Here is a 26,819-nt window from a genome sequence, read left to right as displayed (position 1 = left end):
TCTTCAGGCCCCGCTAAAAAACCAGCGGGGCCTTTTGTTTTAAGGAACCATTATGTCTGTATCCAATTTATCGCCGGTGTTTCCGGTAAACGAGCAGCGCGTAATGCGAAGGGCATTACGACTGGTTGAGAAATACCTGCGTCAACCGAGTGAGTCATTTACCTCCACCAGCCTCACAAAAACCTGGCTGCAACTGCAGATGGCGCACCTGGAGAGGGAAGTCTTCATCGTGATGTATCTCGATAATCAACACTGCCTGCTGGGACGAGAAACACTGTTTACCGGCACGCTCAGCCATACCGAAGTGCATCCCCGCGAAGTGGTTAAATCAGCCCTGAGACATAACGCTGCTGCGGTCATTCTGGCTCACAACCACCCGTCTGGTACGACAGAAATCAGCCAGCAGGATAAACATATTACTCAGAGGATTATGAAAGCGCTGGCACTGGTGGAAGTGCGCGTGCTGGATCATCTTGTAATCGGAAACGAGGTGGTGTCTTTTGCTGAACTTAGTTTGCTTTAAAGGAAGGTTTTCATGTCATTAATACCAGCCCATGAATGGGGGATAAAAAGCGATATTGTTCCACGGCTTGGAGTCAGATTAGTTCAGGAAGGCAACCGGCTGCACTATCTGGCTGACCGGGCTAGTATCACCGGTAAGTTCAGTGACGCCGAATGCCTGAAGTTGGATATCGTATTTCCGCATTTTATCCGTCAGATGGAATCGATGCTGACCACTGGTGAAATGAATTCTCGCCATGCCCACTGTGTCACTCTGTACCACAACGGTTTCACCTGCGAAGCCGATACCCTTGGTAGTTGCGGCTACGTATACATCGCCATTTATCCCACTCAACGCTAACAAATTTCACGAGAGCAAACATGAAAAATCTACCTGCTACAATTTCGCGGGCGGCGAAGCCCTGCCTGTCGCCCGTTGCAGTCTGGCAAATGTTACTTACTCGTCTGCTTGAACAGCACTATGGTCTGACACTGAACGACACGCCGTTCAGTGATGAAACTGTAATTAAGGAACATATTGATGCTGGGATTATCCTGGCCGATGCAGTCAACTTCCTGGTAGATAAGTACGAACTGGTTCGCATTGATCGCAGAGGATTTAGCTCACAGGGACAAGTACCATATTTGACCGTGACAGATATCCTTCATGCCAGAAGAGCATGTGGATTAATGAAAAGTTGCTCTTATCGGGAAGTAAGTAATATTGTTCTTAGTCATTCGCGGCAGTGAGGGGGTCTTCAAGAGCCGAGAAGATTTGCACGGTTTGTGAAGAAACTGGTGAGATTGGCGACTCAATGAAAACCTCATCGAGTCGCATGAAAAACAAGGTGGGGGCACAAAAGGGGGCATTTATAAAGATGAAACAAGAAAATATGTATATTTATCAATGGTTGGATGGGTTGTGTTATGTTCCTATTATCGCACCATTTTTCTATGTCTCCGGACTGATTTTTCCCATTTCCTGTACCAGGCTCAGGTCGTTTGATGTCATCAGCACGATGAGCAGCATCATCATCCCATTGTACTCAAATATATCTTCTGTATTACCGCTATCCTCCTTCCAGAAAAAGGAGCAGCGACAGCCGCTCCCTTCTGGCATCAGGATTTTGGGAACACCCAAACATGTTTTTCGGGTAACGCCAGGTGGCAGTGCTGAGGATCGCGAACTTCGTTGCCATAGGCGCGGATGACAAAATCATCAGCCACGGTGCGGAACAGGTACTCCCAGCGGTCACCGAGATACATGCTGGTGAGCAACGGGAGAGCCAACTGGTTTTCGCCTGGCCCGTCGGCCAGCACCACTCGTTCAACGCGGATCACCGCGGTGCCCTCATAGCCAACCTGAACGCCGTCGCCCGCCTGACCCCACAGAACCCAGTCGCGTCCTTCAATACGTGCTTTGCCGTCGCGCACGTCAGTGACTTTGCCATGCAGACGGTTGTTGCTGCCCATAAACTCAGCGGTGAACAGCGTTTTTGGGGAACCATACATCTCTTGCGGCGTACCCTGCTGTTCAATTTTGCCGTTGTTGAGCAACAAAATGCGGTCAGAAATCGACATCGCTTCTCCCTGGTCATGCGTCACCATCAGCGCGGACAACCCGAGATTAATAATCAGCTCACGCAGGAATACGCGCGCTTCTTCCCGCAGTTTTGCATCAAGGTTGGATAATGGCTCATCGAGCAGGATCACGGGTGGGTTATAAACCAGCGCCCGGCCAATCGCTACACGCTGTTGCTGGCCGCCAGAAAGTTGATGCGGATGGCGCTTACCCAGATGTCCCAGGCCCAGTTGATCCAACACACCCTGTACCCGTTGGTTGATCTCTGCGGTGGAGACTTTGCGCAACTTCAGCGGGTAGGCCACATTCTCAAATACGGTTTTATGCGGCCACAAGGCATAGGACTGGAACACCAGCCCCAGATTACGCTCTTCGGCTGGGATTTCGCTGCGCGGGGTGCCGTCGTAGACCTTGTTGTTGCCGATGGTAATTGACCCTTGTGTCGGTTTTTCCAGCCCGGCCACCGCGCGCAGGAGGGTGGTTTTACCGCTACCGGACGGTCCCAGTAACGAAACCACTTCGCCCCGTTTGAGGTCCATGGTCACGCCCTTTAGCACCGGGTTATCACCGTAGGTTAAGTGCAGGTTCTCGACCGATAATTCAATCATGTAATTTCACTCCAAAACGTAGGGCAATACCCAGGCCCACCACCACCAACAAAATATTGATAAACGAGAGTGCGGCGACGATGTCGATAGCACCTGCCGCCCACAGAGATACCAGCATCGAACCGATGGTTTCCGTGCCTGGCGACAGCAGATAGACGCCCGTTGAATACTCACGCTCAAAGATCAGGAACATCAGCAGCCATGAGCCAATCAGCCCATAACGCGAAAGCGGAATGGTAACGTGGCGGGTAATCTGCCCACGCGTCGCACCGGTGCTGCGTGCCGCTTCCTCCAGCTCTGGCCCCACTTGCAGCAACGTTGAGGAGATGAGGCGCAGGCCGTAGGCCATCCATACCACCGTATACGCCAGCCAGACGCTGAAAATGGTGCTACGCAGCGAGCGCAGCCAGACAATCAGCGTGTCTCGCAACCACTGCGACCACGGCATGCCGGATAACCAGCCGGATTTCAGCGCGTTATCGAGCCACATCGGTAAGAACAGAAACACCCACAAAAACGCCAGACCCGCGAGCAGGCCCGGCACCGCACGGGGCACCAGCACGCTGTAGTCTAGAAAACGCGTGGTGTTATCCGGCTTGCGGTGCATCGCGATACCGATAAACAGATAGCAACCTACCGCCAGTGCGCCGCCTATTACGCCAATCGCCATGGAGTTGACGATGGCCCGCAACAGGTTCGGCTGTTCCCAGATGGTACGGAAGGTGCTAAGCGACAGCTCATCCCACAGCGACACACCCACACCCCAGTTGGAGATAAACGCACGCAGCACCACACCCATCAACGGTACGCCAATGGTAATGGTCAGCCAAAACGCGACCACACCACCCGCTATCCAGCGCCATTTACCCAGCGGTAACGCGCGGGCCTGCGAGGCTTTACCCTTCATGGTGACGAAGCGGTTAGCGGTACGCATCAGGCGACGCTGTAGCATGACCAGTGGGATGGTCAGGCAGATCAGCACCACGGCAACGGCCGCCATCAGGTGATACGACGGCGTACCCAGTTTATTGGTCAGCTGGTACAGGTAGGTCGCCAGCACCATGTTGCCTTCCGGATCGCCCAGCACCAGCATTAGACCAAAGACTTCCAGACCGAGGAAAAACAGCAGCACAACGGCGTACAGAATCGAGGGGCGAACCATCGGCAGGCTGACCGAGGTCATCACCTGCAGCGGGGAAGCGCCGGAGATACGCGCGGCTTCCTCCACGTCTGAGCTCACGCTGCGCAGCGCTGATGAGATATACAGATAAGCGTGCGGTACGTGTGTCAGGCCTGCAATGACCACGATGCTCGACATGTCGTAGATATTCCACGGCACGAAGCCAATCAGCGATTGTGCCCACAGTGACAGGAAGCCTACCGGGCCTGCGGCCACCACATAGCCAAAACCCAGCACCATCGGTGAAACAAAAATAGGCACCAGGATCAGCGGCTCAATCAGACGTCTACCCGGTAGGTCGGTACGTACCATCAGGAAGGCCAGTATGCCGCCCAGAGGAATGGCGATAATGACCAGACCGAATGCGAGGATAAAGCCGCTTTTCAGCGCTTTATAGAAGTCAGGGTCGGTAAAAATAAAGCCAAAGGATTCAAGGCTCCAGTCCTTTGCCGGCGAGAAAAACGGCGCGGACAGAAAGCTTTGTATCACGATGAACGACAATGGCGTGTAGATAACCAGCGCGGTTAACAGCACGACGATGCCGCGCGGCAAGCTTTGCCACTTTCTGCGTAATGCATTCATAAGCGAGATCCGGTAACACGAATTCAGGAAACGAGCACCAGGCGCACCAGTGAACCGTGCACCTGGTTCTGGCTCTTATTTGGCCGCGGCTTCACGCCATTGTTTGATGTAGTCCAGACGTTTCTTCGGTTGCAGGTATTCAAGTAATGACTCATCAACCGGGATCGGCTTCAGCGCGCTACCCAGCATTTTGGTCATACCGTCGATGTCATTTTTACCTTCGATATCGTTACGGATAGAGGGAATATCGGCCTGGTTGGCGAGGATGTTTTGCCCTTTTTCAGACAGCACATAGTCCAGCCACAATTTGGCAGCATTGCTATGTTCTGCCTGCTGGCTGATGAAAGAAACTCGTGACAGCACCAGGGTGTAGTCCTTCGGATAGGAAATACCCAGTGACGGGTCGTTTTTGGCACGCGCTTCGGCGTAAGAGCCGAGGATATTATAACCAATCAGGTTTTCACCCGATGAAACCCTCTCCATCATCGTACCGGTGGACGATTGCACGGCTAACCCGCCTTTCGCCACGTCGGCCAATGTTTTGAAGTAGTTCGGATCGGCCTTGTAATCCAGCACCGATAGCATGAAGCCAACCCCGGATTTTTCGATATCGTAGGTGGTGACTTTGCTTTTGAATTTATCCACCTGGCCTGCAATCAGCTTTGCCAGCGCGGCGTGAGAATCCGGAACCTCATTCGCCGGGATGAGGCGCTTGTTGTAAATAAACACCACCGGCTCGTAGGTGGTGCCGTACGCTTTGTTGTGCCAGACAGCCCATTTCGGTAGCTGGTTCTGCTCTGCTGAAACATACTCCATGGCATAGTCGGTCGCGAGCTTCATCGCGGTATCCATAGAGGAGCTCCAGATGACGTCACCGCTGCCGCCGCCAGCAGCCTGTTCGCTGATATAACGGTTATACAGCTCGGTGCTGTTCATATCGTTATATTCAACTTTGATGCCCGGATAGGTGGCTTCAAAGCCCTGAATCAGCGGCTCCGCCGCTTTGGTATCCGTTGTGGAGTAAACCACGACTTTGCCTTCTTTGGTGGCGGCATCAACCACCTTTTGGTAGTCAGCCGGATACCCCTGCGGTAGCGCGGACAGGGCAGAAAACGACATGAAAACAGCAGCAGGGATCAGAGAGATGCGGAATGTGTTTGTCATTATTATTAACCTTCTAGTTACACTTTGGGAACTAAAAGTCAACATAGCGGATGAGAGGGGAGAGACAAGAGGGGGAAGAGAGCCGGCTGGTGGAAATGTGATTGCTGGCGTTGTTTCGGTAATTAACACCATAGAAACCGTGAGCGCAGGGATTTGAGAGAACGGAATGCTCACCGCTGTAGGCCGGATAAGCGAAGCGCCATCCGGCACTATACGGAACGCAGCCGGATGGCGCTTCGCTTATCCGGCCTACGGAGTTGTCAATCAGCCCCCTTCCGGTACAACCGCCTTGGATGCCCAATATTCCCATACTGAATCTCAATCACAACAAACCCAATCTCCACGCAATACTCCAGATAGCGGCGACCCGTAGTTTTACTGATCCCTGCGTCTTTCACCACCTGTTCGACTGACCAACTGGTGTCAGGATGTTCGCTGAAAATACGCTTCACCCGCTCAAGCGTTGCAGGTTCAATGCCCTTTGTTGATGGCTGGGTTGATGCCTCACCCGCGGGTAAATTGAACAGTTTATCCAGTGCATGTTGGTCAACAACCTTCACCTGCCGCAGAGTGTGTACCAGCAACATAAAGCGCTCCAGCGAGGCCCGCAGACGGTGGGAAAATACGGGTTTTAGCAGGTAGTCAAACGCGCCGCTGCGCATAGCATGGCTGCAGGTTTGCATATCGCTGGCGGCGGTGATGAATATCACCGAGCATTCAAACTGTTTGAGCAGTGGGCTATCAATAAGCTCAACGCCCTGACCGTCCGGCAAATAGTTGTCCAGCAGCAGCAGACGTGGCTGATGGAGGAGGAGCAGTTCGCGGGCCTGTTCCAGCGATCCCGCGATTCCCACGATGCGCAGATGGAAGTTTTGCTCAATAAACTCCCGATGCAACTGTGCGAGATGCGGCTCATCTTCAACAATAACAACCTCAAGAGGGCGGATATCAGTCATGGGAAGATCCTGTTGAAAGAGAAATCTGGAACGGGATGAAAACCGAAAATACGGTACCCTGTGGGATGTTATTGCTTATTTCGATGCTGCCACCTGCCCGACGAACGTAGCCCACGACCAGGTACAGGCCAATACCATGTTCTGAACCGGTGAGTTCACTGCTGTCAGTGGGTTTACTGGTAAAGCCTTGCTCAAAAATATGCGGCTTCATGGCCTCATCAACGCCACAGCCCCGGTCAGCCACTTCAATCACCAGTTCGTGGTTGCGATCCGATATATACACTTCCACCGGCGCGGTACGTGCTGGCGTTTTCAGCGTGGCATCGACAGCGTTGTCCACCAGATTACCAATGACTGACATCAGCTCCGTTTCGCTCAGTCCTTCCGGCAGGCGCGAGAGCTGGCAGGCGGGATCGAAAACCAGCTCAACGCCTTTCTCGCGGGCACCGACATATTTCCCCAGCAGCAGGCCGCACAGCGCCGGAGAGACAAACTGCCTGGAGAGGAAATCCAGCACCTGCTGGGCCCCCTCTGACTGTACCTGGATATAACGCAGCGCATCGTCATAGCGCTGCATTTGCAGCAGACCGACGAGCGTCGCCGTCCAGTTGAGCTGCTCGTGGCGCATGATGCGCAGGTTATCGGCATAGCGGGTCACCTGGCTGAGTTGGCTGCTGAGCGTATTGATATCGTTCTTATCGCGGAAGCTGAATACCCAACCGCTTTGGGTGCCCGGCTCGACTTCAATAGCCACGCGGTTGACGATGGTTTCCCGTTGATTCAGGACGGTAATATGATCGTGATGGCGGCTGTCATAAGCGGTATTGCCTGGCGCGAAAAACGACGGTGGCAGTTGAATCACCTCATCCAGCGGCTTGCCGAGCAGCGCTTGTTCACTCTGGCGAATATTGAGCATCTCCCTGGCGGCGCGGTTGATGAGTATTAGCCGCTTATCGGCATTCACCGCAAACACACCTTCGTACATGGCCTCCAGTAACGCCTTTTGCTGTAGCACCAACTGGGCGATATCTTTGGGTTCCAGGCCGAACATCTGTTTTTTCAGCGTGCGGGTCAGTAACCAGGAAAAAATAAACAGCAGCAGCAGCAGGGCAAGGCCGTACATTCCGGTGCGCCACAGCAGTCGGGCGTTGATATTGGCGATGTAGGAGGTGAGGTAACCGACGGAGACAATGCCGATTACCTGATGATGGCTATCGAAAATAGGTGCCTTACTGCGTAACGAGACACCGATCCCGCCCTTACGCACCGTGATAATGGTTTTGCCCTTCAGTACATCAGCATTGTCGCCGCCGATCATCGGCAGGTTAAGGCGCTCCGGGGATTCTGAGTGGTAAAGATGCTGTTCACGCGCATCACCAATCACAATATAGCTGGCGTCGCTTTCGGCACGCAGCGGCTGAATCAGTTGTGCGATACCGGGAATATCCCGCTGCTGTACTTTTTCTGCCAGACCGGGAATCAGGGCAATTTCGCTGGCCTGTACGCGCGCGCGTTGGCCCAAATCGTGGTGCAACTGACGGTCGATAAAGTGAAACAGCAATACGCCAAGCAGCGCCAGCAGAAGGCAGGAAAAAGCCACCAGTGAGAGGAACAGCTTTACCTGAAAGGACAATCTGAGTTTCATGTAGTCCGCAGCGGCCAGAGCAGAAAGGGTCATCTGAAAAGCCTATCATGCGAAAATACGAACCGTAATCGAGGGACGACAGAGTTGTGAACTGCCTACATTCTCCGCAAATTTCTGAGGCAATAAACGGTATGTCGACGATGCGATCCAACGACTGTATCCATTGAAAATGCGCATCGTTGACGGTGATTTTTTTGGCGCTTCCGGTCTATGACTCTGGGTGTCCGTCGATCGCGGCCTTCAGATCGCGATACTCTTCGCATTGGGTGCCGCAGATATTCTTAATGGTTGCCAGCTCCGCTTTCGCCAGGTCGGGGCGGCTTTTAACCATCCATGCTTCCCCAAGATATTCGCGCACTCTCGCATAGTGCGGATCAAGGGCAATCGATCGTTGGTAGTAACTTATCCCTTCATCCGTACGCCCTAGCTTGCGTGTCGCGTAGCCTCGATAGTTCCAGGCTTCACGCGTATTGGGCTGCTGTAAGGTATCGAGTAAATTGATGGCATCCTGATAATGGCCGGTTTTCGCCAGGTGATACGCATACTGCGTTTTATCCTGATCGTCGATCATGCTGCTTTTTTCTGGCAAACATTTTTGGGTTTTGTTGTCGTAAACCTGACCCTTCGGGCATGTTGGTGTGGTGGTATCGTCATTTCCCATGGCGCTGGCTGCAGCGGAGTAGAGCAGCCCGCCTGAGATCAGGCAAATCAACGGCAGTATTTTCGTCCTGGCGTGCATCTTCATGGTCCTGTCCTCTCGGTATGAGTGAAGGTTCTTGCATGCTGTAAACCGCGCAGACCATGCTTTATTCATTATCGATGCCTATAAATTGACCTGCCGTTTATTTTTAATACACCGCTTTATTAGCAAAGAAGGAGGAGCCGCTAACGAGGCTGTTGCTGGGTCGCACAGTGAATACCGCCGCCACCGGCCGCGATACCGTCGATATTCAATTGAATAATCTCACGCCCGGTAAATTGCTCCTGCAAAATATCGCGCGTGTTACGGTCCGTGCGTTTATCGCCAAACTCCGGCGCAATGACCGCATCATTACACAGATAGAAATTGATATAACCGGCGGCAAAATCACTGTTCGCATAGCTCTGGCGAATAGTTGATGGTCCTTCCAGCGTGATCACGTTCAGGTGCCGTCCTTTTGCATCTGTGGCTGTGCGTAAGATTTCCAGATGTCGCCGGGTTACAGCGTAGTCAAACGATGTTGGGTCCTGCTCAAGACCCGCTACCACCGTACCCGGATGTGTGAATCTGGCGTAAAAGTCCGTATGGCCGTCGGTAATATCCTTTCCGGCAATACCTGGTAGCCAGATGATCTTATCCAGTCCCAGCAGGCGCTTTAATTCGGCTTCACATTCAACTTTACTGACGCCCGGGTTGCGGTTGGGATTGAGAACACAACTTTCGGTAATAATGGCTGTCCCTTCGCCGTCTACCTCTATCCCGCCACCTTCAAGGATCAAGGTTGAGCGGATAAATTCAGCTTTAGCATAATCTGTGACAAATTCAGCCACTTCGGCATCGCGATCGTGTTCCTGCTTCTCGCCCCAGCCGTTGAAGTTAAATCCAACGCCACCGGGCATGCCGTGGGGGCTTTTCACAAATACTGGTCCGGTATCGCGGATCCACAGATCGTCAATTGGATGAACCAGCAGGTTAACTGATGGCCCACATAGTTTTGCCGCGAGCGCGTGGTCTTCTTCGCGCACCAGCATATTCACGGGTTCAAAGGCGGCAATGGTGTTCGCGACCAGCGCCAGATTTTTCCGTACCACGGGAAGCAGGTGAGGTTCCCAGATAGCCACACTGGCACCAAACGCCATCCAGGTGGCAGCATGAGGTGCTCCTTCATCCGGCATCTGCCAGCGGCGGCTCTCTGCTGCGCAGGCAACCTGGCTTAAACTGATACCCGTCATGCTGGCGAGTAGCATACTCGTTGACGTCACCAGGCTCTGCCTGACAAATGAACGTCTTGTTATCATGGGATTAACCTTTGCGTATATTTATCTGATATTGGATGAATAAAATAATAATAGATAATTAATGCTCTGCGTATTTTAAATATTGAATAATAAATAAATTGATTGCGGGTAAGTTTCATGCGGAATATAGCACAGGAGATATTCGTTGCAATCTCTTAGTTTTATATTATGAGTGAAATTGACTACTATTAAAATTTCTCAACTATATATTTATATATAATTTATATTTATCAGCATGAACATGTGTCACGCCGTTGGCTCTGAAGCCTCGTCTGACGGGCCTTGTCGCGGATTGTGATCTGGCCGGTTGTTCTGTTGTATTTATTAATGCCATGAACCGTGTGGACTATAGTAAAGATGGCCGTTATTTCTCATCATTAATAACCGTGAGTGGGGGATGTGCATGAAGAAGATACTGATGCTGGTCGGAGATTATGTCGAAGATTATGAAACGATGGTGCCTTTTCAGGCTTTGCAAATGCTTGGGCATCGTGTGGATGCCGTCTGTCCGGATAAAAGTCAGGGTGACTACGTTCAGACCGCCATTCACGATTTTGATGGGGCGCAGACCTACAGTGAGAAACCCGGGCATCGCTTCACCTTGAATGCGAATTTCTCTGATGCGCGCGAGGCGGATTATGATGCCTTGTTGATCCCTGGCGGGCGGGCGCCGGAGTATTTACGTCTGAATCCGGATGTCATTCAACTGGTACAAGACTTTAACTCTGCGGGTAAACCTATCGCCGCGGTGTGTCATGGCCCGCAACTGCTGGCGGCAGCCGGAGTGTTAGAAAACCGGACCTGCAGCGCGTATCCAGCGTGTGCGCCAGAAGTTCGGTTGAGCGGTGGGCATTATGCCGATATCGGGATTGACCAGGCGCACGTCGACGGTAATCTGATTACCGCGCCGGCATGGCCTGCTCATCCTGCCTGGTTGGCTAAATTTGTTGAAGTATTAATGAAGTAACGGGTACCGGCTTTGCAGGTCGGTATAACCCATCCGGCTATACCGACTGCAAAAAATTACCGTTGCATGAGTGCGAATACTCCCCAGCCGAGATATTCCCGGGTGAAGGTGACATGGCGTCCCGGTGACGTCCTCAGTTGCTCTCTGACTTCCTGCGCAAAGTCATCATTTGGGTTCGCCTCCAGCCATCGACGCATCGTCAACCACTTAGCGGCTTCGTATCGATCCCAGCCTTCCTGGTCTGCCAGCACCATTTCAACCAGGTCGTAGCCCAGTTTGTCGAAAAACGAAACGAGGTCGGCAAGGGAAAGAAAATCGGCCACCGAGCCGGCTCCGCATGCCTGGGCAATATCTTCTGCGGCGGGCATTTGACGCCAGTACGGTTCACCGATCACGATGATTCCGCCAGGTTTGAGGCTCTTTGCCAGCAGCGTGATTGTCCCGGCGACACCGCCTGCAATCCACGTTGCGCCGACGCAGGCAGCGATATCGCATTTTTCATCCGCGACATAACCTGCCGCATCGTTATGGATAAAGCTCACGCGATCGGTGACGCCCAACTGTTCCGCGCGTTGTCTGGCTTGTGCGCTAAACAGTTGGCTCATATCAATACCGATCCCCGTAATGCCATGGTCGCGTGCCCAGGTGCAGAGCATCTCACCGGAACCACTGCCCAGATCCAGAACACGGGTTCCTGGCGTCATACATAGCGCCTGACCTAACGTGGCATATTTTTGCGCGGTGAACGGATTATGAATGCGATGAGCGCTTTCGCTGATCGTAAAAATCTTGGGAATATCCATCACTCTCTCCTTAGCGATTATCTAACTGGGCGCGAACATTGTTTAATCCGGTGGTGTTGATGCGGTAGGGCTGACCATTGACGGATTTGATCAACTTTTTGGTTCTGAGCTTTTTAAACACCTCAAGCGTGCAGTCGCAGAGCAGCAATCCTTCACGGCTATAACATTCAACGGATGTGACGCGGCCAGCGCTGTCGCGGACGTGCGCAATGCGGCCACCTTTGGCGAGAACGTGTAAGGTACGTTGTTCCTGACGGGATAAATTCATACTGGGAAACCTGTTTAATCATCATGTGCAAAACGTGCAAACACACAGCGGTGTCCGCATTCGATTTCAGCGCATTGATAACCAGTCCGGCCTGATAAGGTCGGCAAACTGATTATCTGATGATGACATTCTCCAGCATCAAAGCCTCGGGTTGAGTTGAAAGGTATTTACACGGTGTATGATAGCAGTGGAATGTTGGATGGGAATCTTGCGCCAGTAAAAGTGTGACCCGCAACGGAAAAATGGCCTGGAAGGACATCCCGTCGCATCGAATAGCTTTAAATTGTTGTAATGTTATTAACATATTAAATCATTAAAATATTTTATAGTTAAATGGCTTTAGGAAATATGAATTTGAGTTATTCTGCACTCTTCGTTCTTATATTACACGCTAATATATTAGCCTGATTTAAGCGTGTCGGGATTGATTGTTTTATTTATGATAAGCAGTATTTATTATAGCTATCGCAGGATGATGTTCTGTAAATTATTTCTGTTTAAGAATTCTCTCTATGGTGAGAAATGTGTATACTTGATTCTGCAAGAGACTCTTCTGTTATCATTAAAATTATAAGTATGTCCTTTACACCCGTATTTCCTCTACTCTGTATCTCTTCTCAGGGTAGAGGTTTTTTTACCTGTAATTCATCGGGTAGCACCTATTAATAATAATTTAACACCGTGCCAGGTGTTATTATAGCTACTATGACTAATGATGCCGGATATCATGATTTTATAATAGTACCGCGGCGTTTCTATTCCGTAATGAATTGTTCAGCTATCCCTCTGTTTACCAGGGTATAGTATAGTGGCGCTTATAATTGTCTGTTTTTCAGCGTGATATGTTTTTCTTGTCGTTGGGATAAATGTGACCTTGCTCATGGATTTTAATGCACTAAATGGCTATTTCTAGAGAAGTGCAAACGGTTGCACGTAGCTGTAATGGTATTCGTTCATTAAAAAAATATAGCGATGGTTTGCCTTGTGTCTTTATAGGATATGGAGACTTAAATGATTTCCATTATCTCTTGGGTAGACGGAAACTGTTATGGCTTCTGTTAGCTTAACACCATGTAAAATAGTCGTAAAAACAAGCAGGGAATATGATGTGATCATCAAAAAGGCGATTTTTGATTACAAGCATAACGATCGGTTTTTTATCTTCCTTAATATAAATCGTTGTCAGAACACTCATGAGATCAGTGGTCTGGGATGAGCGCTGATTTTATTTGACACTTCAGATGTATCCCTCTCTCGCTGCATGCAGGTATCTCCTCGCAGTACCCCATGAATGAAACATTAAAGGATGTCCCACAATGGATATTGTTGAACGCTTTATTAACTACACCAAAATCAATACCACAACCTCACGGGAAAATGGCGCAAATGGCATCATGCCGTCTTCCCCAGGCCAAATGGTGCTGGCAAAACTGCTCGCAGCAGAGCTTGAAGTATTAGGGATGCAAAACATTGAAGTCAGGGATACGGCGATTGTAACGGCAACATTACCTGGAAATACTGACGATAATATTCCTGTCGTTTCCTTTTTTGGACATCTGGATACCAGTGCCGAACAGACTGCAGACACGCATGCGCAACGCCTTCACTATAGCTGTGGCGATTTATGCCTGAACAAAGAACATAATATCTATCTGCGCGAAAGTGAATTTCCAGAACTGAAAAACTATATCGGTGATGACCTGCTCGTGACGGATGGAACCAGCCTGTTAGGTGCTGATGATAAAGCTGCCATCGCTGCCATCATGAATGCCATACAGTATCTGGTTGCACATCCGGAGATTAAACATGGACCGGTGAAGGTCGGTTTTGTTCCTGATGAAGAGCAGGGGCTACGGGGTGCCAAAGCTTTTGATGTTGCCGCGTTTGGCGCAAATTTTGGCTATACCCTGGATTGCTGCGGCATAGGTGAGTTTGTCTATGAAAACTGGAATGCAGGCGATGCGGAAATTATCTTCACCGGTCAATCTGCGCACCCAATGTCAGCTAAAGGTAAACTGAAGAATTCTCTGCTGATGGCGCATAAGTTTATTGCGATGCTGCCGGGCGGAGAAGCACCTGAATATACGGAAGGTCGTGAAGGATATTACTGGGTAAAACAGCTGCAGGGTAACAGTGCCCGTACCGTACTGAAACTGGATATTCGCGACTTTAGTGAAGAAGGTTATAAGTCCCGTATGGCATTTATTCGCCAGCTTGCAGTAAGTGCCTGTGCACTATGGGGCGAAAATAGCGTGGTCTGCCATTTAACCGATCGCTATGCGAATGTGTTTAATAGCCTGCAGGGCGATTCGCATTATCCTATTGATATTGCTATGCGTGCTTATCAGAAATGCGGAATCACTCCGCAACCTGTCGCCATGCGTGGCGGGTATGATGGCGCGGTTCTGTCGCAGAAAGGGTTACCGTGTCCGAATATTTTTACCGGTGCGCATAATTTCCATTCAATTTATGAATACTTGCCGGTGCGATCGCTACGGGCAGCCAGTGATGTTGTAGTCGCAGTTATTGAAGAAACCTACGCTGAGTTCGCCGAAGGGAGAACTCAGTCATGATTCAGGTAATAATTGCCCTTCTGGTTATCGTTGTGGTCGCTCGTCTGATCCTGAAGGGGTACCGGGCCGAACCCGTGTTATTTATCGCGGGTCTGGTGCTAATGATTTGTACCGGATTAACCGGATGGGGCTCCGTATTGCCGAAGGGGGTTGCCAGTACCGGGATTGCTTTTCTCGATCCATTTGAAGTTATGCGCGATCTGTTCAGCACACGTGCAGCCGATCTCGGTCTGATGATCATGGCGTTGATGGGATTTGCTCACTACATGGATCATATCGGGGCAAATGAAGCTGTGGTGCGCGTGGTGACGAAACCGTTACGGGCACTGAGATCTCCTTATATTCTGCTGTTTTTTTCCTACCTGCTTGCCAGTCTCCTGCAACTGGCCATCCCTTCAGCGACCGGGCTTGCCGTGTTACTGATGGGGACAATGTTCCCGATTATGCTGGGCCTGAGGCTCTCTGCGGCTTCGGCCGCCGGGGTCATCGCCACCTCGCTGGGGGTGGCATACACCCCAACAGCGATTGATGCCATCAGGGGAGCGAAAGCAGTCAATATGGATGTGGTGGAATACGTTGTTTACCACCAGGGGCCAGCAGCGCTTGCAACCGTACTGGTTGTCGGTGTTTGCCATTTTTTCTGGCAACGTCATTGCGATCGCAACGCGGGGACGTTACCTCGGGAAATCGGGAGCGCTGAGATTGTCGATTCAGGAAAGGCGCCGGCTTTTTATGCTGTGCTTCCCATGCTGCCTATACTGATGGCGGTAGGATCATCCGCGATGTTTGTCAGTGGAATTAATCTAAACATAATCACCATCGTGCTTATCGCAATGGCTATTTGTATGCTGATTGAATGGATACGAGCGCGTGATTTAAAGTCGGTGTGTGAAGGGTTCAGCCATTTTCTGAAAGGAATGGGCGCGGCGTTTACCGGTGTTGTGGGCCTGCTGGTCGCAGCCGGAGTTTTCGCGCATGGCATCAAAGTCATTGGTGCCATTGATCAGTTAATTTTGATGGCAGAACATGTCGGATTACCACCCTTTGCGATGGCCGTCGTCTTTGCGCTGGTGACGCTTGCGGCAGCAATTATTATGGGCTCGGGGAATGCGCCATTCCTGGCATTTGTTGAGTTAATCCCACAAATTGCCGCGAGCATGGGCGCTAACGCGGTTGCTATGATCCTACCTATGCAGCAGGCATCACATATGGGGCGGGCTATTTCGCCGGTATCCGGTGTTGTTATTGCGGTTTCAAGTGGGGCAAAAATTACACCTTTCGATGTAGTTAAACGTACTGCTGTACCGCTTATTGTGGGCTTTGTCACCCATACTTTGATTATCGGTATTTTCTATTAGTCGTAACTGCTGCAAGCAAACCTCCGGGGCACGGAGGTTTGCTTGATAATGTTATTTATAATCTCAAATAAAACTGGTTGTCATAAGTTATTATTTGTTTTCATCTTTATCGCATTATTCTTATTGTTCTACCACGGTGTCGTATATAGATGAATGATTAAGGAAGGTAATATGTTAATCTGGCGTTTTTTATACGTGAGAATTAATTAATCTGGATCATATTATGCTGGTTTTAATTGTAGTAGTTTTTTAAATGAAGTGATGCCAAGTCCAAATGTGATAACGATTTATCTGGGTGGGTTTTAAGTGGTCAGTGATTTAGGGAAGGTGCGAACAAGTCCCTGATATGAGATCATGTTTGTCATCTGGAGCCATGGAACAGGGTTCATCATGAGTCATCAACTTACCTTCGCCGACAGTGAATTCAGCAGTAAGCGCCGTCAGACCAGAAAAGAGATTTTCTTGTCCCGCATGGAGCAGATTCTGCCATGGCAAAACATGGTGGAAGTCATCGAGCCGTTTTACCCCAAGGCTGGTAATGGCCGGCGACCTTATCCGCTGGAAACCATGCTACGCATTCACTGCATGCAGCATTGGTACAACCTGAGCGATGGCGCGATGGAAGATGCTCTGTACGAAATCGCCTCCATGCGTCTGTTTGCCCGGTTATCCCTGGATAGCGCCTTGCCGGACCGCACCACCATCATGAATTTCCGCCACCTGCTGGAGCAGCATCAACTGGCCCGCCAATTGTTCAAGACCATCAATCGCTGGCTGGCCGAAGCAGGCGTCATGATGACTCAAGGCACCTTGGTCGATGCCACCATCATTGAGGCACCCAGCTCGACCAAGAACAAAGAGCAGCAACGCGATCCGGAGATGCATCAGACCAAGAAAGGCAATCAGTGGCACTTTGGCATGAAGGCCCACATTGGTGTCGATGCCAAGAGTGGCCTGACCCACAGCCTAGTCACCACCGCGGCCAACGAGCATGACCTCAATCAGCTGGGTAATCTGCTGCATGGAGAGGAGCAATTTGTCTCAGCCGATGCCGGCTACCAAGGGGCGCCACAGCGCGAGGAGCTGGCCGAGGTGGATGTGGACTGGCTGATCGCCGAGCGCCCCGGCAAGGTAAGAACCTTGAAACAGCATCCACGCAAGAACAAAACGGCCATCAACATCGAATACATGAAAGCCAGCATCCGGGCCAAGGTGGAGCACCCATTTCGCATCATCAAGCGACAGTTCGGCTTCGTGAAAGCCAGATACAAGGGGTTGCTGAAAAACGATAACCAACTGGCGATGTTATTCACGCTGGCCAACCTGTTTCGGGCGGACCAAATGATACGTCAGTGGGAGAGATCTCACTAAAAACTGGGGATAACGCCTTAAATGGCGAAGAAACGGTCTAAATAGGCTGATTCAAGGCATTTACGGGAGAAAAAATCGGCTCAAACATGAAGAAATGAAATGACTGAGTCAGCCGAGAAGAATTTCCCCGCTTATTCGCACCTTCCTTAGGAAAGATCAGCGCATCGAGGCACAATTACCAGGATGAACTTGAAACGTTTACCTGGAGTGCATTAGTTGCCGTGGGTATCGCAATACAGGACCAGAAGATTTACTCTAAAATATCAGAGCATCTCTTCATTATGAACTGGCTGGCGATTGCGAAAAAAAGGAAGATATTTTCAAAAACTATCGCCAACGAACTTCAGTGGTTAATAGAAGAGGGGAAAAGGAAAAGCATTAATGCCCAACTTAAATTTAAGATAGAGTATTTATATGCTACATCAAGTGGTGATGTCACAATGCAGAGTTACTATTTTAAATTTACTCATGTTATTGAAAATCTAAGGAATAATGGCTGGGAGAGTTTTCTTCTCACACCCGGGAAATGGCGTGATTTGAGTGAAGATGTTAAGGTTCGCAAAGGCAATTTTATTTTTATGGATGACACCCGACTTCAGGAGTGCTTTGGTACTCAGGGCGAGATATTAAAACCTTTCTGTCTTCGGGTTTATGGTGATGTCGAATTTGCAAAGTCGCTGTTCATCAAAAATAATCTTCCGGTTGAGTTTGTAAAGCATACTTCAAATGAGTTTTACTACTTTTATTTTAATCTGGATGGGTGATGAACACTGGCGATACATAAATGAAATTTGCCAGTCATAATATGTTGTTGTAGCCAGATTTTACATTCTGAGATATAAATCGCGATAGAGGGATCGGGGATGTTTACGCGAAAGTTAACGATCACGACTGAATGGATAAAGTTATCTGATGTTCCTGACCGTGTGTTCATCGCTTTTCGAGGGGTAATCGAAATATGCGAAAGTTCATCTGTTCCTGACGACAAGACTCCCCTGCTAAGGTTGGAAAATGAAATGGCGATTATCACGGTTGACGCATTATCCTGGGTCAGAGTTCCGGCAGAAAGTCGGGGAAATATTACGGTATATATTCTCTGATGTGCTGAATATTAACACCGATAAATTACATCAGACATCGGTAAAATCATCATGACCTGATTATGCGGGCTACAACATTCGTATTGCATTGGTGTTATAGATAATGCCAAACACCGCTACCGCCAGCAGGAACAGGGATGAGATAAAAACGCTGTATCTGACAAACCGCGTGGGCATCCAGCGTTTGAAAATCACGATATAAAATGACAGAACGGCAACGTCAAAAATGATCCATACCAGCGTGAGTATCAGCATGCTGGTGGCGAAATTATGGGTAATGGTGATGAACTGTGGAAAGAATGAAACGAAAAACAGAATATCTTTCGGGTTTGATACGCCAATCAGAAAACCGTTGATAAATCCCCCATGAGACGGCTGGCGAGAGTCTTCGCAGGCGGCTTGATTTCTTGCCCACAGACTGCAAAACGCGCTATAGCCGATATACAGCGATCCGGCGAGACCCAACACACACAGCAGCAGAGGAGAGAGTGATACCACCCCCGCCAGCATCAGCGCAGCGAGCGCAAGCAAGAGCAATGAAGCACCGTTAGTTCCGCATAGCGTCATAAAGGCCTGGCGATAGCCGTACTGTGCCGCCGTCGCGGTAATCAGTGCCACAACAGGACCAGGCGTTAGCAACAGTGTTAGCACCGAGAGGCTGTATATAGCCAGTAAAGCGAGATTCATATCTGATGATCCTGACGTTATTTTTCATCAGTATTCCGCTTGCGTGCCACATTGAAAAACGAATAAAACTGCGCTCTACTGTGAGTAAAACTCAACATAGAAGCCGATGATGACGCTACCCCCGCTGTATGCCCTGAGAGCTTTCGAAGCTGCTGCCCGTCTGGGGTCCTTTAGTAAAGCGGCTATTCAACTGAACGTCACGCCTGGTGCGGTAAGCCGTCATATTCGCACACTGGAAGCCTGGTTTGGCTGCGAACTGTTTGTTCGTAGCGGCCCCCGTATTGAGATAACGCCTTCAGGGCAGGGGTTAGCGCAACAGCTGACGGCCGGGTTTCAGAGTTTAGAACATGCCTGCCATGCTTTTCGTAGCAGCAGTCATGAGCTGCGGTTGAAAGCACCCTCAACGTTGACCATGCGCTGGCTGCTGGATGTGCTGCGGCATTTCCGGGAAGCCCATCCAACGCCGGTGATTGAAATCTCCAGTGTGTGGATGGACACCGATTCCGTCGCATTCAGTCGCGAACCGTATGACTGTGCAATCCTGTTGGGGAATGGTTATTTTGGCGAGGATACGGACAGTCGTTTGCTGTTTCAGGAGTGGCTAATCCCGGTCTGTGCGCCTGCGTTGCAGGCTCAGGCGCAAAGTGATATCGCCGCCTGTGAATTGATTCATCCTTCCGCCGATCGCCGCGACTGGCGTCGCTGGCTGCAGCGTACCGGGGCGTTTCCTGCGTTGAACCTGGCACGTGGCAACGTGTTCGACACCCTGGAGCAGGGGAGTCTTGCGGCAATGAGCGGGCATGGGGTAGCGGTCGCCGATCTGCTATTAAGCCTGACGGCTATTGAGAGTGGGATGCTGGCGTTACCGTTTAAACAGGTGGTCGCGACAGGGGACGGTTATTATCTCGTCTGGCCAAAAGCGTCAACCCGGCTTCGAAATATTGAGTTGCTGTATCGCTGGTTAAAAGAATCTGCGCCTGAGGCTGACATAGCAGAACTGCTCTGGCTGGAGTAACCCGCAGAACACCATATTGATAACGATTCTCATTATTATTGTTGTGTTGTGCGGGTAATGGTAATGTTGCCACCCATCGTACATTGCAAATTCCATTTCTTGTGCAGAAGACAGCATGAACAACACCACCATCCAGAATACATCCGGACGTTTTACCCGCACCTTCTCCGTCAGTGAGTTTAGGGACTTTGGTGAGCGTTACGGGATCGATTACCGTTTTCCGTTGCTGGCGCAAAAAACGGGTCTTCCGTGTTCCAGTGCTGTATTGCAAGGGGAAGTAGAGGAGATGATGCTCCCTTGCGGGATGTGCGTCACACACTCTGATGTACAGGTGCTGCAACCGTATGAAACTACCTCCCGGCACAGTAGCCCTTTGTATATGCTGGTGGTGCTGGAAGGTTGCGTGATACTGACGCTCAACGGGCAGGAACATGTGGTACGTTCCGGCATGGCGTTTAGTTCGCGTCTGAGTGAACGCCAGGCAATGAGCGCTCGTCACCCTGCCGACTGCAAGCTACGGACGCTATCACTCGGGTTGTATCCTGACGGAGCATGGCGCAAAGGATTACTTGAATCCCTCATGCGTGAGTGGGAAAACTGTCAGACGCCAACGCTTATTTGGCAGGTGCCGGGGTTTTTACTCAGCGGATTACAGTATGCGCAGCAGGGCTCACTTAGCCATGTTTCCCGCCAGTTGATGCTGGAAGGACTGATTTTACAATTATTTGGTCACGGTCTCAGCGTTTGTCAGGTGGAAAGCGGCAAATGCCTCGCCGCCAGTGGCGAACAGCAGCGGCTGGAAAGGGTGCGCCGTCTGTTGGAGCAATCCCCTGAAAATGACTACACGCTTAACGAGCTGGCGCAGCGCGCAGCGATGAGCCCCAGCAGTTTGCGCAGCAAGTTCCGTGCGGCATATGGCTGTTCCGTCTTTGACTACCTGCGCGACTGCCGTCTGGAACGTGCGCGCGGCTATTTACTGGAAGGATACAGCGTACAGCAGGCGGCCTGGATGTCGGGTTATCAGCACGCAACTAACTTCTCTACCGCTTTTCGTCGTCGCTATGGCTTCCCGCCTGGTGATGTTCTCAAACTTTGCTAATCCATTTTCCCGTTTTATGCGCGAAGCTGATTCATAATTTGGCGCTGCGCATACGCAACCTGGCATTCGGCATAGCGACTCCTGATACAAAAATGGCAATAATTCTCATTTACAGATAGATATGCCTTGGGAGATGTTCATGTTCGCGAAGACTCGGTTGGCGCTGCTGATAGGATGGGTGACCGGCAGTGTGGCTTTTCCTCTGCTGGCGCAGGAAACAACAAAAAACGATACGGTGGTTGTCACTTCGCAAATGCAGAGTGGGGCGACCAAGCTTGCCACACCGGATATCGAAACACCGCAGTCGGTATCGATCGTTACCCGTGAACAGTTTGAAGAGCAGGGCGCAACCAGCGTGCGGCAGGCTGTTAGCTACACACCTGGGGTGTACAGCAATCAGATTGGTGCCTCCAACCGCTTTGACTACATTGTGCTGCGCGGTTTCTCCGATGGTAGTCTGGACAACGTCTATCTCGACGGCCTGAAAATGATGGGCGACACTAACTCGCACAGTTCGCTGGTGGTCGATCCGTGGTTTCTCGACAATATTGAAGTGGTGCGCGGCCCGGCTTCCGTGCTGTACGGCCGTTCCTCTCCGGGCGGGATCGTGGCGCTGACATCGCGTAAACCGTCGTTTGATGCGGGCGGAGAAGTGAAGCTGTTTGCTGGCAACAATAACCAGCGCGGCGCAGCGTTTGACGTCACCGGGGCGCTGGATGATAACGATCGCGTCGCCGCACGACTGAGTGGAATGACGCGTTATGCGGACTCGCAGTTTGGTCCCTTGAAGGAAGAACGTTACGCGCTGATGCCGAGCCTGACCTGGCGTATCACCGACCAGACGCGTCTGGATCTGATGGCCTATCTGCACCGTGATCCTGAAGGCGGTAGCCACTCCGGTCTGCCGTATGACGGCACCGTGGTTCCGCATTACGGGCAAAAGATCTCCAATACCTTTTACGAAGGCGAGGATGATTATGACAAATACGATCGCCGTGAAAACATGGTGGGCTACAACATTGAGCATATGTTTGATAGCGGTTGGTCGGTACGGCAAAAGCTACGCTATCTGCATACCGACGTTGAGCTGAACCAGGTGTATGCGGCGGGCTGGTTGAATGAAACCGAGCTTAATCGCGGCTACTCCGGCTCCGATGAAAAAATGTCGGCGATTACGCTGGATAACCAGCTCGACGGCAGCTTTGATACCTGGCAGGTAAACCATCGTCTGCTGGTGGGGATCGACTATCAGGATCGCAGCAACAATACCACCGGCTACTACGGGGCGTTCCCGCCGATTGACGCCTTTAACCCGGTGTACGGCGCGAAGCCTGATTACATCAATATGTATGCGCGCGAGAAACACAAGTTGCGCCAGACGGGCTACTATTTGCAGGATCAGATGTCATGGGATCGCTTCCGTATAACGCTCGGTGGCCGCTACGATCAGGTGAGCATATCTAATATTGATAAGCAAAACGGCACTCGCAGCGATCTGGACAAAAATAACTTCAGCAGTCGCGCTGCTCTGCTTTATTTGTTCGATAACGGCGTCGCGCCGTACATCAGCTATTCCACCGCCTTTACGCCAACCAGTTTTGCTGATGAGAACGGTAACCTGTTGGAACCGATGAAAGGCAAGCAGTGGGAAGCCGGGCTGAAATATGAACCGGAAGGGTTGAATAGCCAGTTTAGCGCGTCGGTGTTCCGCATTAATCAGACCAATATTGCCACCAAAGAAGAGCCGACCGATCCGTACCGTTCGATTGGCGAAATTGAATCTGAAGGGGTAGAGCTGGAAGCTATTAGCCAACTGACGGACAGTTTCCGTTTGCAGGCGGCGTATACCTATACCGACATTCGCTATAAGAAAAGCAGCCCGGAAGAGCAGGGCAAGCGTGCCGTTTATGCGCCGCGCAATCAGGCCAGCACCTGGTTAAGCTACGATGTGAAAAATGGCCCACTGGCGGGGCTAACGTTGGGTTCAGGCGTGCGTTACGTCAACGGTATTACCAGCGATCGCCAGAATACTCACACCCTGCCATCGTATACGCTGGTGGATCTGGCGATTGGCTACGACTTAACGAATATTGGTATTAAAGGTTTGAGCACGCAGTTGAACGTCAACAATCTGACCGACAAGCGTTACGTTGCAGCCTGTAATTCGCTCTCATACTGTTATTTCGGTGCCGAGCGCAGCATTGTTGGCAGCGTTTCGTGGAAGTTCTGATGCTTAAGCCGGATGCGGCGCTGGCGCCTTATCCGGCATACGGCAGCGTGCAAATTGTAGGCCTGATAAGCGCAGCGCATCAGGCATAGTGGATTGCGGCTATTTGGTAAAACCGTTTTGCATACAAATCTGTGCGCTGGTTCTCAGGGTGAAGGCTAACTTGTCAGGATACTGGCGGTAATAGTTATGTTCTTCTTCCAGCCCTTTTGCCTGCGCCAGACGTACCGTTTCCAGCGAACAGGTTCGGTAGATCAAATCTTTATTCATATTGCTCTGCTTCTCGCGCTGTTTATCTGCGGACAGCGCCAGCCAGCTCTCGGACAGCGTATAATCGTAGACCACCCGATTCCCTTTCGCCTGCACGTTCTCAATGGTAATGAATTCGTCGATCTTCAGTCTTGGCTGACCACGCATTTTTTTCTTATCTTCTGCGGCGGCATATTGTGCCAGTGCATTAATATCCATCCCGGCTATTTTCTGCTTATAGATATCGACATAGGCGGCGGGTTGCTGATAATGCTGAGCATAAGCATTTCTTAATTCTCCGTCACTCATTGAACAGCCAGCTAAAAATAAAGGTAATAGCAGCGTCAGTTTTGTTTTAGTCATGATGTTATCCCATTCATTATTGTGGTCCCCAGTCGCCCATAACAAAATAAAAGTCATCAAATTACAGGTGATCTTTAGGGTTGTATAAACGGGGCGACGACAGCACAAGTGCAATTATCTTAAAATGGCGGAATAAGCGGGAAACCCTGCCAGAATTGGCAGGGTTAATGGATGAAGAGGATCAGAATTCCATTTTCACCGTGAACTGCACTTCTCGTGGGTCGCCGATCTGATTACCCAGATTATTGGTGGCAATGGATGAGGTGTAATAGGTCTTATCAAACAGGTTTTTCACATTGAGCTGCAATGTGACCGGATATTGCAGCTTCATCTTATAAGCGGCAAAAGCATCGGCGACAAAATAGCCTGGCAGATAATAGTCTGCGCCATTGGTTGCGGAACGGCGACTCACCCCATGACCCCCACCGCCAATCGTCAGGGTATTGCCCATAAAGGCATTCTGAATATCGTAGGTGAGGAATAATGAGCCGGTATGCTTCGGTACATTAGGCAGCGGCTTACCTTTGTAATCAGGATCTTCCGTCACTTTCGCGGCGGTATAACCGTAGCTGGCGATAATATTGGTGTTGGTGGTCAACGAACCGGCGACATCCACTTCCACGCCTTGTGAACGCACGCGACCCGCCGTTTTCGCCACGGTTTCGCCATTGATCATTTCGTTGTACAGCACATTGCGTTTATCAATATCAAACAGGGCAATATTGGCGGTGATACCGTCAAAGATATCGAATTTTGCCCCCACTTCATAAGCCGTTGAGGTTTCAGGTGGCAGTTCGCCAATATAACTGGCGATAGAATATTGCGGCATGAAGGATCGCGACACGTTACCGAACAGCGATACCGACGGCGTCAGTTTGTAAACCATACCGAATTTGGGCACCCACTGTTGGTCGGTACTGTCGGTGTTGACGTTGAACGGACGCCCTTTGCCAGCGTATTCTGTGTAGTACTGATAACGCATCCCGGCGACGGCGATCCATTTATCGGTCAGGTACAGCGCGTCCTGCACATACGCAGAATAGCTCTCTTGTTGAATGGTTTGATCGCTATCAGCGGCAGAAACGTTAGTACATTTACCCAACGTACCGTAGACAGGATTATAAATATTGAACCCTTTTACGTTCTTGCAGCGGATCATGTCGGTGCGTAGCAGATCGTAGTTCTCATAAGAGACACCGGTGAGGATCTCGTTATAAAAACCCGCGATATCGACGTTGCCCTGTAAATCGGCACGTGTGGCGTGCATGCGCTGGGTGGAGCCTTGAGTGGCATCGACACGGCGGGTCAGATTTCCGGTTGCAGAATCATACGCCATTACGCGAGCCTGATTATCGCTGTATTTATCCTGGCTAAAGCTGTAGTCGAATTTCGCTGTCCATTCGCTGTTGAAGCGGTATTCGGCATTCAACTGTGCCAGATCCGATTTGCCGTCGGTGATATTAAACGGCTCATCAAAGCGGGTTTTGCGATCCACATTCACCGCGTGTTTGGTGTTGAGATCAAAAATGGTGCCGCGATCGAATGGCGCTTTGTAGTCGCGGTGTGAATAGAGCACGCTGACGGTGGCGTTGTCGCCAAACCAGGTCAGAGAAGGGGAGATAAAGCTGCTCTGATTGGTGCCAAAGTTGCGCCAGTAATCCTCGTGTTGGTACTCGCCAATCAGACGATACGCCAACGGCGTACCTTCAATCGGCCCGGTCACGTCAAACTGCCCCGTACCGCCGCCAAAACTGCTGGAGGTTGCTGAAATCGACCCGCCAAACTGCGTTTCCGGACGTTTGGTGACGACATTAATCAGGCCGCCGGGATCGAGAATCCCGTACAGGGTTGAGGCCGGGCCTTTCAGCACTTCCACGCGTGAGGTTGCGGCGTTAAAGCTGCGCGGCAACACGGTTTTCAGACCGTTGGTCATCACCGAGCCGTCACGGTTTGCGCCGAAGCCACGGCGGACAAACGCATCCTGTGTGCCACCTAATGTGTTGGTTTGCACAACGTTACTGACGTTATACAGCGCTTCGTCCAGCGTCGTGACATGCTGATCTTCCAGTACTTTATCGCTGACAGTGTTCACCACTTGTGGGATATCCAACAATGGCATGGATGTCAGCGTCGCGGTGGACGAGCTCAGCGGTTGATAACCCGATGTTACGGCCTGATCGGCAGACGACGCATCTGCCCGAACGGTGATGGTATCTTCCCCTTTAGGCGGAGTCGTCTCTTTCTCCGCTGCAAATACCGTAGGTGTTGTTGTTATGCCCAGAAAGAGAGCAGAGCACAATGCCCGCCCTTTCATCCCCGAAAAGTAAGTCGTTAACTCAGCCATTATTTTATTTATTCCGCAAAAGACCCTGCCAAAAATGGGCAGGGAAACAGGTTGATTCAATTCATTGCCCGGCTTGCCAGCCCTGCATTTATCCATCTGTAAGCCGGCATTACTGGCGTCAGACGTGTAATTGAGAATCATTCAATCATGGGTGTTTGTAGTAGTAAACGTAAAAATAA

General features: G+C 50.7%; 23 protein-coding genes. 11 read left to right on the top strand and 12 right to left on the bottom strand.

The features are described 5' to 3' along the window. The first annotated feature begins 52 nt into the window (after nt 1-52). Genes radC through SK32_RS24720 form a run of 3 tightly spaced genes read left to right on the top strand, consistent with a single transcriptional unit; the run spans nt 53 to nt 1,251 of the window. Nucleotides 53-523: a RadC family protein gene (gene radC, locus SK32_RS11470; protein ID WP_023303147.1), complete on the top strand. Its 471-nt coding sequence runs from the start codon at nt 53-55 to the stop codon at nt 521-523. A gap of 12 nt (nt 524-535) precedes the next feature. Next, nucleotides 536-862 carry a type IV toxin-antitoxin system YeeU family antitoxin gene (locus tag SK32_RS11465; protein WP_023303148.1) on the top strand — a complete coding sequence of 109 codons (327 nt, stop codon included), beginning with the start codon at nt 536-538 and terminating at the stop codon, nt 860-862. A gap of 20 nt (nt 863-882) precedes the next feature. Further along, complete coding sequence (locus SK32_RS24720) at nt 883-1,251, top strand: TA system toxin CbtA family protein (RefSeq protein ID WP_023303149.1); 369 nt, start codon at nt 883-885, stop codon at nt 1,249-1,251. A 369-nt stretch (nt 1,252-1,620) separates the two neighbouring features. Here SK32_RS24720 and SK32_RS11460 read toward each other — a convergent pair whose 3' ends face one another. From SK32_RS11460 to SK32_RS11430, 7 genes are all read right to left on the bottom strand, one after another. Continuing rightward, the gene (locus SK32_RS11460; protein ID WP_005133552.1) at nt 1,621-2,691 is read right to left on the bottom strand and encodes an ABC transporter ATP-binding protein; all 1,071 of its coding nucleotides are present in this window, start codon (nt 2,689-2,691) and stop codon (nt 1,621-1,623) included. After that, nucleotides 2,684-4,453, bottom strand: a complete 1,770-nt coding sequence (locus SK32_RS11455) for an ABC transporter permease (protein WP_040232845.1) — start codon at nt 4,451-4,453, stop codon at nt 2,684-2,686. Before SK32_RS11455 ends, SK32_RS11460 begins: the two co-directional genes overlap by 8 nt. 75 nt (nt 4,454-4,528) lie before the next feature. Beyond that, nucleotides 4,529-5,617 carry an ABC transporter substrate-binding protein gene (locus tag SK32_RS11450; protein WP_048212525.1) on the bottom strand — a complete coding sequence of 363 codons (1,089 nt, stop codon included), beginning with the start codon at nt 5,615-5,617 and terminating at the stop codon, nt 4,529-4,531. Nucleotides 5,618-5,877: 260 nt separating this feature from the next. Further along, a complete protein-coding gene (locus SK32_RS11445; protein ID WP_040232843.1) occupies nt 5,878-6,573 on the bottom strand; it encodes a response regulator in 696 nt (231 codons plus the stop codon). Beyond that, a complete protein-coding gene (locus SK32_RS11440) occupies nt 6,566-8,218 on the bottom strand; it encodes an ATP-binding protein (protein ID WP_048212626.1) in 1,653 nt (550 codons plus the stop codon). Before SK32_RS11440 ends, SK32_RS11445 begins: the two co-directional genes overlap by 8 nt. Nucleotides 8,219-8,426: 208 nt before the next feature. Beyond that, the gene (locus tag SK32_RS11435; protein ID WP_040232840.1) at nt 8,427-8,963 is read right to left on the bottom strand and encodes a tetratricopeptide repeat protein; all 537 of its coding nucleotides are present in this window, start codon (nt 8,961-8,963) and stop codon (nt 8,427-8,429) included. 140 nt (nt 8,964-9,103) lie between these two features. Next, complete coding sequence (locus SK32_RS11430; RefSeq protein ID WP_048212524.1) at nt 9,104-10,216, bottom strand: agmatine deiminase family protein; 1,113 nt, start codon at nt 10,214-10,216, stop codon at nt 9,104-9,106. Between the two features lie 397 nt (nt 10,217-10,613). On the opposite strand from SK32_RS11430, the gene SK32_RS11425 reads away from it, so the two are divergent. Beyond that, nucleotides 10,614-11,183, top strand: a complete 570-nt coding sequence (locus SK32_RS11425) for a DJ-1/PfpI family protein (protein ID WP_048212523.1) — start codon at nt 10,614-10,616, stop codon at nt 11,181-11,183. Nucleotides 11,184-11,239: 56 nt separating this feature from the next. Here SK32_RS11425 and SK32_RS11420 read toward each other — a convergent pair whose 3' ends face one another. Next, nucleotides 11,240-11,986, bottom strand: coding sequence for an SAM-dependent methyltransferase (locus tag SK32_RS11420; protein WP_048212522.1), 747 nt, complete (start codon nt 11,984-11,986; stop codon nt 11,240-11,242). Between the two features lie 10 nt (nt 11,987-11,996). Beyond that, on the bottom strand, nt 11,997-12,254 hold the full coding sequence (locus tag SK32_RS11415) for a YjhX family toxin (RefSeq protein WP_048212521.1): 258 nt from the start codon (nt 12,252-12,254) through the stop codon (nt 11,997-11,999). Between the two features lie 1,316 nt (nt 12,255-13,570). On the opposite strand from SK32_RS11415, the gene pepT reads away from it, so the two are divergent. The 4 genes from pepT (at nt 13,571) to SK32_RS11395 (ending at nt 18,320) form a co-directional block, all read left to right on the top strand. After that, nucleotides 13,571-14,827, top strand: a complete 1,257-nt coding sequence (pepT, locus tag SK32_RS11410; protein ID WP_048212520.1) for a peptidase T — start codon at nt 13,571-13,573, stop codon at nt 14,825-14,827. After that, complete coding sequence (dcuC, locus tag SK32_RS11405) at nt 14,824-16,185, top strand: C4-dicarboxylate transporter DcuC (RefSeq protein ID WP_048212519.1); 1,362 nt, start codon at nt 14,824-14,826, stop codon at nt 16,183-16,185. The genes pepT and dcuC overlap by 4 nt, the downstream gene beginning before the upstream one ends. Nucleotides 16,186-16,575: 390 nt before the next feature. Beyond that, on the top strand, nt 16,576-17,556 hold the full coding sequence (locus SK32_RS11400; RefSeq protein WP_000019402.1) for an IS5-like element IS5 family transposase: 981 nt from the start codon (nt 16,576-16,578) through the stop codon (nt 17,554-17,556). A 155-nt stretch (nt 17,557-17,711) separates the two neighbouring features. Then, nucleotides 17,712-18,320 (top strand): DUF2913 family protein, encoded by a 609-nt coding sequence (locus SK32_RS11395; RefSeq protein ID WP_075551401.1) that lies wholly within the window; start codon nt 17,712-17,714, stop codon nt 18,318-18,320. A gap of 405 nt (nt 18,321-18,725) precedes the next feature. Here the strand turns inward: SK32_RS11395 and SK32_RS11385 are convergent, their stop codons facing one another. Then, nucleotides 18,726-19,343, bottom strand: coding sequence for a LysE family translocator (locus SK32_RS11385; RefSeq protein WP_048212517.1), 618 nt, complete (start codon nt 19,341-19,343; stop codon nt 18,726-18,728). A 109-nt stretch (nt 19,344-19,452) separates the two neighbouring features. Here SK32_RS11385 and SK32_RS11380 point away from each other — a divergent pair, with 109 nt between their 5' ends. The 3 genes from SK32_RS11380 (at nt 19,453) to foxA (ending at nt 23,687) form a co-directional block, all read left to right on the top strand. Further along, nucleotides 19,453-20,358 carry a LysR substrate-binding domain-containing protein gene (locus tag SK32_RS11380; RefSeq protein WP_048212516.1) on the top strand — a complete coding sequence of 302 codons (906 nt, stop codon included), beginning with the start codon at nt 19,453-19,455 and terminating at the stop codon, nt 20,356-20,358. 115 nt (nt 20,359-20,473) lie between these two features. Continuing rightward, nucleotides 20,474-21,457, top strand: coding sequence for an AraC family transcriptional regulator (locus SK32_RS11375; protein ID WP_048212515.1), 984 nt, complete (start codon nt 20,474-20,476; stop codon nt 21,455-21,457). A gap of 121 nt (nt 21,458-21,578) precedes the next feature. Further along, nucleotides 21,579-23,687, top strand: a complete 2,109-nt coding sequence (gene foxA / locus SK32_RS11370) for a ferrioxamine B receptor FoxA (RefSeq protein WP_086523595.1) — start codon at nt 21,579-21,581, stop codon at nt 23,685-23,687. A gap of 99 nt (nt 23,688-23,786) precedes the next feature. Here foxA and SK32_RS11365 read toward each other — a convergent pair whose 3' ends face one another. Together SK32_RS11365 and SK32_RS11360 are read right to left on the bottom strand one after the other, a co-directional pair. Next, nucleotides 23,787-24,296 (bottom strand): hypothetical protein, encoded by a 510-nt coding sequence (locus tag SK32_RS11365; RefSeq protein WP_048212514.1) that lies wholly within the window; start codon nt 24,294-24,296, stop codon nt 23,787-23,789. A gap of 181 nt (nt 24,297-24,477) precedes the next feature. After that, the gene (locus SK32_RS11360) at nt 24,478-26,640 is read right to left on the bottom strand and encodes a TonB-dependent siderophore receptor (RefSeq protein WP_048212513.1); all 2,163 of its coding nucleotides are present in this window, start codon (nt 26,638-26,640) and stop codon (nt 24,478-24,480) included. Between the last annotated feature and the right edge of the window lie 179 nt (nt 26,641-26,819).

Origin of the sequence: Citrobacter sp. MGH100, from assembly GCF_001034465.1 — a bacterium.
In the GTDB taxonomy this organism is placed as follows: Bacteria; Pseudomonadota; Gammaproteobacteria; order Enterobacterales; family Enterobacteriaceae; genus Citrobacter; species Citrobacter youngae.
Note: the sequence above shows the minus strand (reverse complement) of the source record. Positions and strands in the feature narration are given on the sequence as shown.

Excerpts from the sequence above, each read along its gene's own strand:
- SK32_RS11375 (WP_048212515.1), top strand. The coding sequence starts at position 20,474 with ATGAACAACACCACCATCCAGAATACATCCGGACGTTTTACCCGCACC.
- dcuC (WP_048212519.1), top strand. The coding sequence starts at position 14,824 with ATGATTCAGGTAATAATTGCCCTTCTGGTTATCGTTGTGGTCGCTCGT.
- SK32_RS11385 (WP_048212517.1), bottom strand. The coding sequence starts at position 19,343 with ATGAATCTCGCTTTACTGGCTATATACAGCCTCTCGGTGCTAACACTG.
- SK32_RS11360 (WP_048212513.1), bottom strand. The coding sequence starts at position 26,640 with ATGGCTGAGTTAACGACTTACTTTTCGGGGATGAAAGGGCGGGCATTG.
- SK32_RS11380 (WP_048212516.1), top strand. The coding sequence starts at position 19,453 with ATGACGCTACCCCCGCTGTATGCCCTGAGAGCTTTCGAAGCTGCTGCC.
- SK32_RS11465 (WP_023303148.1), top strand. The coding sequence starts at position 536 with ATGTCATTAATACCAGCCCATGAATGGGGGATAAAAAGCGATATTGTT.
- radC (WP_023303147.1), top strand. The coding sequence starts at position 53 with ATGTCTGTATCCAATTTATCGCCGGTGTTTCCGGTAAACGAGCAGCGC.
- SK32_RS11430 (WP_048212524.1), bottom strand. The coding sequence starts at position 10,216 with ATGATAACAAGACGTTCATTTGTCAGGCAGAGCCTGGTGACGTCAACG.
- SK32_RS11455 (WP_040232845.1), bottom strand. The coding sequence starts at position 4,453 with ATGAATGCATTACGCAGAAAGTGGCAAAGCTTGCCGCGCGGCATCGTC.
- pepT (WP_048212520.1), top strand. The coding sequence starts at position 13,571 with ATGGATATTGTTGAACGCTTTATTAACTACACCAAAATCAATACCACA.
- SK32_RS11450 (WP_048212525.1), bottom strand. The coding sequence starts at position 5,617 with ATGACAAACACATTCCGCATCTCTCTGATCCCTGCTGCTGTTTTCATG.
- SK32_RS11420 (WP_048212522.1), bottom strand. The coding sequence starts at position 11,986 with ATGGATATTCCCAAGATTTTTACGATCAGCGAAAGCGCTCATCGCATT.
- SK32_RS11435 (WP_040232840.1), bottom strand. The coding sequence starts at position 8,963 with ATGAAGATGCACGCCAGGACGAAAATACTGCCGTTGATTTGCCTGATC.
- foxA (WP_086523595.1), top strand. The coding sequence starts at position 21,579 with ATGCCTTGGGAGATGTTCATGTTCGCGAAGACTCGGTTGGCGCTGCTG.
- SK32_RS11460 (WP_005133552.1), bottom strand. The coding sequence starts at position 2,691 with ATGATTGAATTATCGGTCGAGAACCTGCACTTAACCTACGGTGATAAC.
- SK32_RS24720 (WP_023303149.1), top strand. The coding sequence starts at position 883 with ATGAAAAATCTACCTGCTACAATTTCGCGGGCGGCGAAGCCCTGCCTG.
- SK32_RS11425 (WP_048212523.1), top strand. The coding sequence starts at position 10,614 with ATGTGCATGAAGAAGATACTGATGCTGGTCGGAGATTATGTCGAAGAT.
- SK32_RS11400 (WP_000019402.1), top strand. The coding sequence starts at position 16,576 with ATGAGTCATCAACTTACCTTCGCCGACAGTGAATTCAGCAGTAAGCGC.
- SK32_RS11440 (WP_048212626.1), bottom strand. The coding sequence starts at position 8,218 with ATGAAACTCAGATTGTCCTTTCAGGTAAAGCTGTTCCTCTCACTGGTG.
- SK32_RS11365 (WP_048212514.1), bottom strand. The coding sequence starts at position 24,296 with ATGACTAAAACAAAACTGACGCTGCTATTACCTTTATTTTTAGCTGGC.
- SK32_RS11415 (WP_048212521.1), bottom strand. The coding sequence starts at position 12,254 with ATGAATTTATCCCGTCAGGAACAACGTACCTTACACGTTCTCGCCAAA.
- SK32_RS11445 (WP_040232843.1), bottom strand. The coding sequence starts at position 6,573 with ATGACTGATATCCGCCCTCTTGAGGTTGTTATTGTTGAAGATGAGCCG.